The 12,971-nt window shown below is 34.2% G+C and carries 10 protein-coding genes; 6 read left to right on the top strand and 4 right to left on the bottom strand.

The annotated features are described in order from the left end of the window. Positions 1 to 1,361, bottom strand: a 1,361-nt coding sequence (locus HRU49_RS12105) for a potassium transporter TrkG (protein WP_296357539.1), incomplete at its 3' end; no start/stop codon positions are given. A gap of 17 nt (positions 1,362 to 1,378) precedes the next feature. Next, positions 1,379 to 2,728 (bottom strand): Trk system potassium transporter TrkA, encoded by a 1,350-nt coding sequence (gene trkA, locus HRU49_RS12110; RefSeq protein ID WP_296357522.1) that lies wholly within the window; start codon positions 2,726 to 2,728, stop codon positions 1,379 to 1,381. A 102-nt stretch (positions 2,729 to 2,830) separates the two neighbouring features. Between trkA and ubiE the strand changes: the two genes are divergently transcribed. Both ubiE and HRU49_RS12120 read left to right on the top strand, forming a co-directional pair. Next, positions 2,831 to 3,562 carry a bifunctional demethylmenaquinone methyltransferase/2-methoxy-6-polyprenyl-1,4-benzoquinol methylase UbiE gene (gene ubiE, locus HRU49_RS12115; RefSeq protein WP_296357523.1) on the top strand — a complete coding sequence of 244 codons (732 nt, stop codon included), beginning with the start codon at positions 2,831 to 2,833 and terminating at the stop codon, positions 3,560 to 3,562. A gap of 1 nt (position 3,563) precedes the next feature. After that, entirely contained in the window at positions 3,564 to 4,280 is a 717-nt protein-coding gene (locus HRU49_RS12120) for a porin family protein (RefSeq protein ID WP_296357526.1), read from the top strand. Here HRU49_RS12120 and HRU49_RS12125 read toward each other — a convergent pair. Then, on the bottom strand, positions 4,267 to 4,995 hold the full coding sequence (locus HRU49_RS12125; RefSeq protein ID WP_296357528.1) for an RNA methyltransferase: 729 nt from the start codon (positions 4,993 to 4,995) through the stop codon (positions 4,267 to 4,269). The genes HRU49_RS12120 and HRU49_RS12125 overlap by 14 nt on opposite strands. 155 nt (positions 4,996 to 5,150) lie before the next feature. On the opposite strand from HRU49_RS12125, the gene HRU49_RS12130 reads away from it, so the two are divergent. The 4 genes from HRU49_RS12130 (at position 5,151) to HRU49_RS12145 (ending at position 12,435) form a co-directional block, all read left to right on the top strand. Next, positions 5,151 to 7,661, top strand: coding sequence for a BamA/TamA family outer membrane protein (locus HRU49_RS12130; protein WP_296357530.1), 2,511 nt, complete (start codon positions 5,151 to 5,153; stop codon positions 7,659 to 7,661). 109 nt (positions 7,662 to 7,770) lie between these two features. Next, on the top strand, positions 7,771 to 8,838 hold the full coding sequence (fbaA, locus tag HRU49_RS12135) for a class II fructose-bisphosphate aldolase (protein ID WP_296357532.1): 1,068 nt from the start codon (positions 7,771 to 7,773) through the stop codon (positions 8,836 to 8,838). A 210-nt stretch (positions 8,839 to 9,048) separates the two neighbouring features. Continuing rightward, complete coding sequence (gene accD, locus HRU49_RS12140) at positions 9,049 to 9,909, top strand: acetyl-CoA carboxylase, carboxyltransferase subunit beta (protein WP_296357533.1); 861 nt, start codon at positions 9,049 to 9,051, stop codon at positions 9,907 to 9,909. Positions 9,910 to 10,059: 150 nt separating this feature from the next. Continuing rightward, positions 10,060 to 12,435 (top strand): response regulator, encoded by a 2,376-nt coding sequence (locus HRU49_RS12145; protein ID WP_296357535.1) that lies wholly within the window; start codon positions 10,060 to 10,062, stop codon positions 12,433 to 12,435. Positions 12,436 to 12,685: 250 nt separating this feature from the next. Here the strand turns inward: HRU49_RS12145 and HRU49_RS12150 are convergent, their stop codons facing one another. Next, positions 12,686 to 12,949 (bottom strand): hypothetical protein, encoded by a 264-nt coding sequence (locus HRU49_RS12150; protein WP_296357537.1) that lies wholly within the window; start codon positions 12,947 to 12,949, stop codon positions 12,686 to 12,688. Positions 12,950 to 12,971 lie beyond the last annotated feature (22 nt).

Raw genomic sequence — 12,971 nt, forward strand, 5'->3', positions numbered from 1 at the left:
AAGTCTCCTAAGGCCGGACCAACATTTCCTAAACTCGATGCTGAAAGACCTATTGCTGAAGTAAAATCAATTTGAAACATTGAGAAAACAAGAGCTCCAATAATAAAGGACAGCATATATAGAATAAAAAAGCCCAAAATATTAAAAACGATATCTTTAGATATAGACTTCGTATTATAACGCACCGGTAAAATAGCATTTGGATGTAGCGAACGCTTAAACTCTAAAAATCCATTCTTTATCAAAATGAGATGTCTCACTACCTTAACACCACCAGAAGTACTTCCTGCAGAACCACCCAAAAACATTAAACCAAAGAAGAATACCGTTAAGAACGGGGTCCACATTGTGTAATCTGCAGTTACGAATCCGGTTGTTGTAACAATAGCTAGTACCTGAAACAGTCCATGCCTTATAGCACTTTCGCCTTCACCTAAGACCATGGGATGAGCCAAAGAGGACTGAGATATATCTGCACGAAAATATATAAGTAAAGCTGCTACAATGGTGAAAGCGGTAATAAATCTAAAGTATAGTTTAAATTCATCATCTTTGATAATCTTAGTCACATTTCCTTTAAACAAATAGTAACTTAATACAAAATTAGTTCCTGCTAGGAACATGAAAAAGATGATGATATACTGAATTGCTGGATTATCATTCCAATATGCAATACTCGCATTTTTGGTAGAAAATCCTCCAGTTGATAACGTACTTAATGCGTGATTTATAGCATCAAAAAATGACATTCCTGCAACTTGAAGTAAAATAGTCTCTGCAACTGTATACCCAAAGTAAATGAGCCATAAACGCTTAGCAGTATCAGTAATTCTAGGATGTAATTTATCACCACCAGGACCAGGAGCCTCCGCGGCAAATAGCTGCATTCCACCAACACCAAGTAGAGGTAATATGGCTATCGCCAATACAATAATTCCCATACCGCCTATCCAATGTGTGGTACTTCTCCAAAAGAGTACACCTTCTGGTAAAATCTCAATATCATTTAAAATACTAGCACCAGTAGTGGTGTAACCTGACATGGTTTCAAAAAATGCATCAGTAAAAGACGGTATAGCCTGGGTAGCAATATAAGGTAAGGTTCCAGTTAATGACATCACAATCCAACCAAATGCCACAACGATATAACCCTCACGCTTATTCATTTCTTTTCTGTGGTTCTTAGTACCATACATTGCAATCCCACCTAGAAGCAACGTTGATAATCCTGCGAGAAATAAATTGAGCGTTACACCATCACTGTAAATGAGACTTATTAGTGTAGCCAACATCATAAAACCGCCATTAAACAGTAATAGCAGTCCAAAAAAGTGGAAAATAATTTTATAATTAAGGTGCATTCGAGACATAATCCAAATTATGCAAAAAAGGCTTCTACTTCAGAAATAGAACGTGGCAAACAACATACCACAACACGATCCCCCGCCTCGATTCTAAAACTACCTAAAGGTATCAATCCTGTTCCATTTCTCATAACACCACCAAAGATAGCAGACCTTGGAAAGTTTAAATCTCTAATAACCTTATTTGTTATTTTAGAATTAGGTTTAACAACAAACTCTAATAGTTCGGCATTCATATTGGTAAGCTTTGTCATCGCAACATCCTCACCTTTTCTGATATATCTAAAAATATTATTTGCGGCAAGGAGTTTTTTATTGATCAATGTATCTATTCCAATAGACTGTGATAATTGGTAATAGTCCATGTTTTCAACTAAAGCAATGGTCTTTTTGACCCCTTTGGATTTAGCTAAAAGACATGACATTATGTTGGTCTCCGAATTTCCGGTTACCGAAATAAAAGCGTCCATATCCGTAATGTTTTCCTCTTCTAGGATTTCAACATTTCTACCATCACCACAAATAACCAAGGCATTAGGCAACTGATCAGCTAAATCTTCAGCTACAGGTTTTTTGCTCTCCACCAATTTAACATTAAACTTACTCTTGCATAAATCCCTCGCTGTTTTATAACCAATCTTACTTCCACCTAAGATCATTACATTCTTGATTTCCGCTTTTACTTTACCTGATAATTCAAACAATTCTGCATCACCCCCTTTAGAGGTCATAAAGACTACCTTATCCCCTTCTTTAAATTGAGTATCGCCTCTTGGAATAATCGTATATTGCGTGGCAAGGCGTTGAATGGCTATTGGAATAAAATGCAGTTCCGAATATAACTCAGCTGCTTCCTTAACGGTTTTCCCAACAAAGGTTGCTGTACGTGATAATCGTAGCCCAAGCATGGTCAATGCACCATCTTCAAACTCATAAGTGTCATTAAACCCGTATTGATTTAGTAAGAGTTCAATTTCAGATGCCGCCAAGGATTCTGGAGAAATTAACTCATCTATACCAAATTGAGAAAAACCGATAGTTTCTTTCTCTTCAATAAATTCGGTATTAGAAATTCTTGCAATAGTGCGCTGCGCGCCAAGTTGTTTTGCTAATACACTTGCCGTAATATTAATAGTCTCTGAAGATGTAACGGCGATGAATAATTCTGCCGATTCAATCCTAGCGTCTCTTAATATAGAAATAGAAGTGGCATCACCTTTAATAGTTTTGATGTCTAAATGCTCTCCTGCGTAGATTAAACTATCTTTCTTGGTATCTATTAGGGTTATCTCTTGCGACTCGTAGGATAATAATTTTGCCAAATGAAATCCTACCTCTCCAGCGCCTGCGATAATTATTTTCATCTTGAATTGTTCAAATAAACATACAAATATACTAAGAAGTTATAAGTGATACTAAAGTTATAGGGACTTAGAAGTTCTTAGTATATTTGCAAAAAATTATGAATGTCTGAAAAAGTAAAGCCATATAAAGATAGTCATGCCTCTAAGAAAGAGCAGGTAACTGAGATGTTTGATACCATTTCTAATGAATATGACGATTTAAATCGCGTCATATCTTTTGGCATTGATGTCAAGTGGCGAAACAAGGTTGTTGAGATAGTTTCTAAAACAAATCCTAACAACATATTAGATATAGCCACAGGAACAGGAGACTTGGCCATTAATCTTACCTCTACCAGTGCCAAAGAAATTATTGGATTAGACATTAGCGATGGCATGTTAGAAGTTGGAAGACGTAAAATAAAATCCAAGCAGCTTGACAATATTATCTCTATGGTTATTGGTGATTCTGAAGACTTACCCTTTGAAGATAACACCTTCGACGCTATTACCGTCGCATTTGGAGTTCGGAATTTTGAGACTTTAGAAAAAGGACTTGCTGAAATTCTCAGAGTACTTAAGCCAAATGGCATCTTTGTTGTATTAGAAACTTCAGTACCAACAAATCCAGTCTACAAGTTTGGTTACAATATTTATTCTAAATTTATCCTGCCAACTATCGGAAAATTATTTTCAAAAGATAAGATTGCTTACAATTATTTAAGCGAATCCGCATCGGTTTTTCCATATGGTGAAGCATTGAACAATATTTTGAGAAAAATTGGGTTTATTAATGTCAAAGACAAACCTCAAACTATGGGTGTCGCTACCATATACACCGCATCTAAAGCTTAATATGAAACAAGTCATAGTCCTACTTGCATTGTTAACAGCATTTCAAAATGCATCTGCACAACTTTTTACCAAAGAAAAAGTAGCAAACAATATTGATAATTTAGATCAGAAATTTTTGTCTTGGGGCTATTTCTTAGGGTTTAATCAGTATGATTTTAAATTTAACTACGAGCAAGATTTAAAAGATATCCTAGTTGACAAAACCTTTGGGTTTCATTTAGGGCTAATCGGAGATATGCGTATTAACGATCATTTAAATCTAAGGTTAGAACCCGGAGTATTTTTCACAACAAGAAATTTAATATATGATGAGAGTTATTTTGCAGGAACAGATTTTAATAGTTCTGATTTAATACGCGAGGTGAAATCGACCTACATCCATGTGCCATTACTCTTAAAAGTTTCAACTAAACGAATCAATAATTTTAAACCATTTATAGTTGGTGGTTTTTCTACAGCACTGAATTTATCGAGTAATCAGGATAACCCTGATGATAATAGTGCTGGCGAATTTAGAATGAGAAAAAACACTTATTTCTATGAAATTGGATTTGGAATAGACCTCTACCTATTATACTTTAAATTTACGCCATCAATCAGAGGAGTCTTCGCTATAAATGATGAAATTATAAGAGACACTGATCCAAATAGCCCTTGGACCGGTAATGTATCAAAAATGCAAACCAGAGGTATTTTTATTAATTTCACATTTCAATAGAACGCCTTTTGAATTCGCTTAAGAGAATCGCGGTTGCATTAGCTACATTTAGACTTTCAGTAGCGTTAACATCACCAAACTGAGGAATTGTTAATTTTCTATTAACTTTAATATCTTTTGAAATACCATTAGCTTCATTGCCTAAAATAACTAATCCAGTTTCAGGGATTTCAGCCGTGTATATGTTTTCTCCTTCCATAAAGGTGCCAAAGACCTGGAGCTCAGATGATGCTATATAGTCGTTTAAATCTAGATAAGTAATATTTACGCGCGATAAAGAGCCCATAGTTGCTTGCACGACCTTTTGATTGTAACAATCAACTGTATTTAAGCTACAAACTAGATCCCTTACCCCATACCAATCGCATAATCTAATGATGGTACCAAGATTTCCAGGATCTCTAACATCATCCAAAGCAATTATGAGTTTGCCAGTTTCAATCTGCTCCGATGCTTTAATCTTAAAAACAGCAAGTGCTGTATTTGGGCTTTTTAAGGTAGAAATACGTTTCAAATCCGAAGTACTAATAACATTTATTAAGTCTTCTGGAGCATCAAAAATAAGTTCAGTTGTGAACAAGTTTTCAAGTTCAAAATCTGAAGATAGAAACTCATTAATCCCCTTTATACCCTCCACCACAAACAAGCCTAATTGCAGTCTAAATTTTTTTTGACCTAAACTTTTAATTACTTTTATTTGATGCTTTGTAACCATTAAAATGTCTTTACATTTGCTAAGAGCATACAAAGTAAACCTTTTTTGGACTAATTTTTGTTTACAGCAATCAATATCAATAAAACAATCATTTATTAAGCTTGAAAATTCGCATTTCAATACCTCTTCAACAGTGTAAAATTGTTTACACCATAATGTTATTGATTCCTGCATTCCTTTTTAACTCTTGCGATGTCGTTAAACGTGTGAGCTCAGACGAGCATCTGATTACAAAAAACACCATTATAGAAGACGATAAGATCAATAAGAATGATCGAATAAACAATCTCATAATTCAAAAGAACAACTCAGGAATGAATGGTTTACTTGGGTTTCCTTTAAGATTACATATTTATAATCTAGCAAGACCAAATATTGATTCGATTATTAATGCGAATATTTTAAGTGACAGCTTAAAAGTAAAACGAAAAACAAAGCTACTCTCTAAAAAGCAGTTTGATACATGGATTCAATCTAAACGGAATTTTAATAGCTGGTTAAAGCGTACAGGAGAGGCACCTACAATTTTGAATGAAGTAAAGACACAGAAAACAGCAACTAATCTCAGAAAATATTACTACAGTAAAGGTTGGTTTAATAACACTGTGGATTATGAGATTAAAAAAGACAGTAATAAAAGAGCGCAGGTAACGTACAAGGTAACTAAAAAAGACCCTTATTTTTTAGATTCCATAAAACCAATCATAAGTAGTCCAGCTATTAGTGCATTATATCCCAATTTCAGTAAAGATGCTTTACTGATAAAAGGAGAACAATATGATGAGCAGAATTATGAGGACGAACGGGAACGCATCAGCACTTTTTTAAGAAATCATGGCTTCTATTACTTTGGTCAAGATTACATAAGATTTGTTACGGATACTATTGATACCAATCATAAAGTAAACACTGAGCTCGTAATTGCTGACCGTTCATTAAGAGAAGGTGATTCTATAGCAACAATTCTGTTTAAACCATACACCATAAAAGAAGTTAATATATTTACTGATGATAACTTCGAAAACCGAGACAAAGCTGTTTCTGACACAACGACTTACAAGGGTTACAACCTATTTAGTAAAGAAAAATTACGGTTTAAACCAAAAGCTTTAACTGACGCTATTTTTATTAATAAAGGTGACATATACACAGATATAGCACGTAGTCGAACATCAAGATACCTCAATGATCTGCAAGTGTTCAGATATCCGAGTATCGAATATCTTGAAAACCGCGAAGATTCTAGTTTAACGGCAAATATCTATTTAGAACCAAAAAAGAAATATGCGTTAAGTCTCGATTTTGACGTCTCACAAAGTAACATTCAAACTATCGGATTTTCTGTAACACCAGGATTAAAAATTCGAAATATATTTAGAGGAGCTGAGACCCTAGAAATTAGCGGAATCGCTGCCATAGGCGCATCAAAGGATGGTAGTAACGATGAAGCTACATTTTTTGATATTAATGAATTTGGTGGTAATATCCGTTTAAATATTCCACGTTTATTTACGCCATTTAACACAGATAGTATTATTCCAAAATACATGTCGCCAAACACAGCTATAAATTTATCAGCAACAAGCCAACAAAATATTGGACTTGATAAACAAACACTGTCAGGACTTTTAAGTTACAATTGGAAACCATCCTCAACGGTTTCAAATACTTTGGAGTTATTTAATATACAGTTTGTGAAAAATCTTAACACCAGCAATTACTTTGGTGTTTACACAAACTCCTACGATAGGCTAAATGGTATTGCTCAGGATATTGGTTATATTGAGAGCAACGAAGACTTATCCATACCTACGGAAGCTGATCAGTTTATCGATGATGTTTTAAATGAAAATACGGTATTGAATCCTGACGATGAAGATTATATTACTGTAAATAATATCGATGAGCGAAAACAAAGACTAACAGAAAACAACCTCATATTCTCCTCGAGTTTTGATTATGTTATAAATCGAAGAACCAATTTTTTTGACAATGATTTCTCAATATTTAAATGGAGAGTTGAAATAGCAGGAAACATGTTTTCTATTTTGTCTAAAGCTTTTGGTTCTGCAAAAAATGAAAACGGGAATTATGAAATTTTCGGAGTAGCTTTTTCTCAATATTTCAAGACAGAGATCGACTATGTAAAGTATTTTGACTTCGGTCAAAATAGTATTTTTGCTTTTAGAAGTTATGCTGGTATCGCTATACCATATGGCAATTCAAACAGTATTCCGTTTGCCGAGAGTTTCTTTGCTGGAGGACCAAATGACAATAGAGCTTGGACGGCTTATAACTTAGGACCTGGAAGCTCATCGACAACCAATGAGTTTAATGAGGCCAACCTTAAAATTCATTTAAGCGCAGAACAGCGCTTTAGACTTTTTGGTGATTTAAAAGGTGCCCTTTTTGTCGATATTGGTAACATCTGGAATGTTTTAGACAATGTCGAGGATGAACGTTCCACATTCACCAATTTTAAATCTTTGAGAGATATTGCCGTTGGTTCTGGGTTTGGCTTACGCTATGATTTTGATTTCTTTGTACTTCGTTTTGATATAGGTTTTAAAACTTATGAACCTTCGCTTTCTGAAGGTAATCGGTGGTTTAAAAATTATAACTTTAGAAATGCCGTTTATAATATTGGTATCAACTATCCATTCTAAAAACCATTCTGATTTGGCTACATCGTTTTCGACACTTTACAGGAATTTTAGCCAAGTATATACTCAAAATTTGTTTATTTTTGAGATCTAATTTTTCAATCATAAAATTATGAGTCATAACATAAAACCTGGTGTTTCAACAGGTAGAGAAGTTCAAGAAATATTCCAATTAGCCAAACAAAAAGGCTTTGCATTACCAGCTGTTAATGTTATTGGATCTAACACAATTAATGGTGTTTTGGAAACCGCAAAAGCACTAAATGCCCCAGTTATTATTCAATTTTCAAATGGCGGTGCTCAATTTAATGCAGGCAAGGGATTTGGTAATGACAACCAAAAAGGTGCTATTGCTGGTGCTATTGCCGGCGCAAAACATGTACATCACATGGCAGAAGCTTACGGTGTTCCTGTCATTCTTCATACAGATCATTGTGCTAAAAAATTATTGCCTTGGATTGACGGTTTACTCGACGCCAGTGAAAAGCACTTTGAAGAAACCGGGAAACCACTTTACAGTTCTCACATGATTGATTTATCTGAAGAGCCAATAGAAGAAAATATAGAAATTTGTAAACAATACCTTGAGCGAATGAGTAAAATGGGTATGACTTTAGAAATTGAATTGGGGATTACTGGTGGTGAAGAAGATGGTATCGATAATAGTGATGTAGATGAGTCTAAGTTATATACGCAACCGGAAGAAGTAGCCTACGCTTATGAAGAATTAATGAAGGTTAGTGACCAATTCACAGTGGCAGCTGCCTTTGGAAACGTTCACGGTGTTTATAAACCAGGAAATGTAAAACTGACACCGAAAATTTTAAAGAATTCTCAAGAGTACGTTTCAGAAAAATACAATGTTAAACACAATCACATAGATTTTGTTTTCCATGGAGGGTCAGGTTCAACTGTAGAAGAGATAAGAGAAGCTATTGGATATGGTGTTATTAAAATGAATATTGATACCGATATGCAATGGGCCTTCTTAAGCGGTGTCAGAGATTATATCGACGAAAAAAAGGATTATTTACAGACGCAAATTGGAAGTCCAGATGGTCCTGACTCACCGAACAAAAAATACTACGATCCAAGAGTTTGGTTAAGAAAAGCAGAAGAATCTTTTGTGGATAGATTAAAAAGGGCTTTCGAAGATTTAAATAACGTAGACACCTTATAATTAGCATTTTACTACTAATATTCTACAACCCACTAAAAATAAATATTTAGTGGGTTTTCACGTATAAAATATCGAAAACTAGCATTTGCCAATTTTTGGAGAGAATATAGATTGTAGTAATTTTATATGTTATACATTTGCACAGTAACTAACGTAAACTTTGATTAAGATTTACAATCTTAATCTTGAATCCAAAAAATATAATGTTATATGACAGCTTGGTTCAAAAGAAAAGACAAAGGTATTCAGACCTCAACTGAAGAAAAAAAAGACACCCCTAAAGGCTTATGGTATAAATCGCCTACCGGAAAAATAATAGACACTAAAGAGTTAGAGCAGAATTTTTACGTTAGTCCAGAAGATGGGTATCATGTGAGAATAGGTAGTAAAGAATATTTTGAAATTCTCTTTGATGAGAATAAATTCAAAGAATTAGATACCAATCTAAGTTCTAAAGACCCTTTAAAATTTGTAGATACTAAAAAATACCCTGACCGTTTAAAAGCGGCTCAGACTAAAACCAATCTTAAAGATGCGGTAAGAACAGCAGTTGGTAAATCCATGGGGCAAGACTTAGTAATTGCCTGTATGGACTTTAGTTTTATTGGTGGTTCCATGGGTAGTGTGGTTGGTGAAAAAATTGCTAGAGCTGCTGATTATGCATTAAAGAAAAAAATACCGTTCATGATTATTTCTAAATCTGGAGGTGCGCGTATGATGGAGGCGGCATTATCCTTGATGCAATTGGCTAAAACATCAGCAAAACTAGCACAGCTGGCAGAAGCCAAAGTACCATACATATCACTGTGCACAGATCCTACAACTGGTGGAACTACAGCTTCATTTGCTATGCTTGGCGATATTAATATTTCTGAACCTGGAGCTTTAATTGGCTTCGCAGGCCCTCGTGTCGTAAGAGATACTACTGGCCAAGAATTACCTGAAGGATTTCAAACGTCAGAATTCTTGTTGGAGCACGGGTTTTTAGACTTTATTAGTCATAGAAAAGATTTGAAACAAAAAATTAATCTCTACATAGATTTAATTAAAAATCAACCACTAAGAAATTAAAGGCCGTGATGAGATAAAGAAAATTCTTATATAGAAATTAGTGTTTATCTCAGATTTTTTAGTAAATTCAGTCTTATTGTATTTTAGTTCCCCAACTATCTCATTCCTATTTTGACATCAATTTAGTTTAGCGATTATGAATTAAACTAAATGAAAACAAATAGAGGAATTGACAATAATAGTACCAAAGCTATCACGGAAAAACGTGAGTCTGCAGCACTAAATGTAGACATTATTAGTTTGTTGGACACTGCCAAAATTGCAACGCTATTTTTAGATGTTGATCTTCGAGTTACTCAGTTCACTCAAGAAATACAACGTATTTTCAATCTGGAGGATATAGATGTGGGCAAGAAATTTTCTTCTATAAAATCCAATTTCCCGCCCTCTACAGTTGTACGGATTAACGCCAATGCCAGAATTGTATTGGAAAATTCCGAAACTATCGAAGATCAAATTATAGACTTAAAGGGTAATTATTATTTGCTACGCGTTAGCCCTTTTGTCAAAAATGATGAATCAATTGAAGGAGTTATCATTACCATGAACAATATCAGTTTAATAAAGGAGGTTGAAGCAAAATTAGACAAGGTTAATCTAAATTACACGAATCTTTTTCACAGTCTTAATGCAGGTTTTATTCATGCCAAAATTATCACAGACAAAAATAATACCCCCATCGATTGTGAATATATTGATGTCAACCAAGCCTATTCAGATATCCATGGGATACAAAGAGATAAACTCATTGGTGAACGTATATCTAAAGTTTTACCAAATTTGATTAACGATCCTAACCAGTGGATTCAAAAATTTAGTATCACAGCATTAGAAGGCAAAAATCAAACTATAAGTGGATATATAAGCACAATAAATAAATATTTTGAAGTAAATACCTTCTCACCAAAAATAGGTGAATTTGCATGTATTATTTTTGACTTAACGGAAAGAAAAAACAATGAAAATAAACTTGCAAGGTATGCAAGAGAACTTGATAATATACAGCGCTTAACTTGTGTTGGCAGTTGGTCTTTAGATCTAACCAATGGAAATGTAACTTGGTCTGAAGAATTATATCATATTTTTAAATTAGACAAAAATAAGGCTGCCCCTAACTACAAAAGACAGTCGCAATTATTTACACCCGATAGCTGGAAAATTCTATCCAAAGCAGTGTCAGATGCCAAAGCTAAAGGTACCTCTTACGAGCTTGAACTCGAAATGATTAAAGCTAATGGTGAGACAGGATGGCTGCTAGGTAAAGGAGAAGCAGTTATAGAAAATGGCAAAATAATAGGATTGCGCGGTGCTGCTCAAGACATTACAGAACGTAAACTAAACGAAGTTGCCCTAATAAACGCCAAGAAGAAAGCCAAGGATGAAGCCCTTGCCAATCTTCAAAAAAACTACTTTTTAGCAAATATGAGTCACGAAATCCGCACACCGATATCGAGCGTTTTAGGATTTGCTGACTTGCTTAAGGAAGACACCTTAAAGAAGCATGAGCGCTTGAAATATCTCGAGATTATAGATAGTAATTCCAAACAAATATTAAACCTTGTTAATGATATTATCGATATTTCTACAATAGAGTCTGGAAAGTTGGAACTGCATTATGATGAGTGTGATATTGAGTTACTATTTACAAACCTTACATTAACTTTTGAACAAATAAAACTGCAAAGAGATAAACCTAATCTAAAGTTAAAACCAGTAGTATCTCAACGTACAAAAGGGCTTAAATTAAAAACAGATGTTAGGAGACTGAAACAGATTTTAATTAATTTGATTGAGAATGCCATTAAATTCTCGAACAGAGGGACAATAAGTTACGGCTACGAGACACAAGGTGATTTAATAAAGTTTTTTGTCAAGGATGAAGGTATTGGTATTATAAAGTCAAAACAAGAACAAATCTTTGATTCTTTCAAACAATTAAACTACCAAAACAAAGAGAACTATGGAGGCACAGGACTTGGTCTTGCTATTTGCAAGGCACTGGTTACGATGTTAGGTGGAACAATAACGGTAAAATCTCAGTTTTATCGCGGTAGTACCTTTGAATTTACACTGCCCTATCAAGTTACTAATAGCACCTGTTCTCCTGAAAAAAAATCACCAATTGAAAAAGGTGAATTCTTAAAAAACAAATCCATTCTTATTGCTGAAGATAATAAGCTGATTCGTTTATTATTAGAACGCATTTTAATGACCACTGGTGCCACAATTGAATTTGCCAAAAATGGCAAAGAAGCGGTTGATTACTTCATAAAAAATCCTCATGTTGATCTCGTGCTTCTTGATATACGTATGCCAAAAATGAGCGGTATTGAGGCCCTTGACGAAATACTTAAAATTAATCCTAAGGCAAAAATTATTATGCAAACTGCGCATGCGATGGAAGAAGAAAAAGAATTGTGTTTTGAAAAAGGATGTATTGATTTTATTTCAAAACCGATAATAAAGAAAGAGTTATATCGCAAACTTAACAAATGGGTGCATGACAGTCATAAAACATTTCCCTAACCTTACACGTATTTATAACTTGAAAAAGCGAGCCATATAGCTCGCTTTTTTTATATCCAATCAACTAAAATCAAACCACAATATACAATTAAAGTAATTGAGATTTCAGTACCATTATTGCAAGTAAATGTTGCCTGATTATCACATTCACCAAAACCATAATCAAAAACACCTCAAAAATTAGTACGTTGTGCATCAAATGAACCACTCACAAAATAATAGCAAATCACTTCGCGACGCAAAGGCACAATTACTTCTTAATATGTGTATTACCATTAACAAAGGATGCTGTCCAATCACCAATAATTTCAAATACATTATCACCAAAAATACTACGATCAAAACCTTGTAACCATTCTCTAATTCTTATGCCCTCTCTAAAAGCTAACACGCCATTTAGCCAAAAAATAATAACGTTTAAATCGTGCGTAAACTGAGGGTTAGCATTGTCCTTAGACAACTCTTTTAAAATATTACAACGTCCAATAGTATTTTTAAAAATCAACACGGCCATAGCTAATTATAAGCTGTTGTGC

Source organism: Winogradskyella sp., assembly GCF_013213975.1.
Taxonomy (GTDB): domain Bacteria; phylum Bacteroidota; class Bacteroidia; order Flavobacteriales; family Flavobacteriaceae; genus Winogradskyella.

What these genes read in the sequence shown, in the direction of transcription:
- HRU49_RS12130 (WP_296357530.1), top strand. Translation starts at nt 5,151, where the DNA reads ATGTTATTGATTCCTGCATTCCTTTTTAACTCTTGCGATGTCGTTAAA.
- accD (WP_296357533.1), top strand. Translation starts at nt 9,049, where the DNA reads ATGACAGCTTGGTTCAAAAGAAAAGACAAAGGTATTCAGACCTCAACT.
- HRU49_RS12145 (WP_296357535.1), top strand. Translation starts at nt 10,060, where the DNA reads ATGAAAACAAATAGAGGAATTGACAATAATAGTACCAAAGCTATCACG.
- HRU49_RS12120 (WP_296357526.1), top strand. Translation starts at nt 3,564, where the DNA reads ATGAAACAAGTCATAGTCCTACTTGCATTGTTAACAGCATTTCAAAAT.
- ubiE (WP_296357523.1), top strand. Translation starts at nt 2,831, where the DNA reads ATGTCTGAAAAAGTAAAGCCATATAAAGATAGTCATGCCTCTAAGAAA.
- HRU49_RS12125 (WP_296357528.1), bottom strand. Translation starts at nt 4,995, where the DNA reads ATGGTTACAAAGCATCAAATAAAAGTAATTAAAAGTTTAGGTCAAAAA.
- fbaA (WP_296357532.1), top strand. Translation starts at nt 7,771, where the DNA reads ATGAGTCATAACATAAAACCTGGTGTTTCAACAGGTAGAGAAGTTCAA.
- trkA (WP_296357522.1), bottom strand. Translation starts at nt 2,728, where the DNA reads ATGAAAATAATTATCGCAGGCGCTGGAGAGGTAGGATTTCATTTGGCA.
- HRU49_RS12150 (WP_296357537.1), bottom strand. Translation starts at nt 12,949, where the DNA reads ATGGCCGTGTTGATTTTTAAAAATACTATTGGACGTTGTAATATTTTA.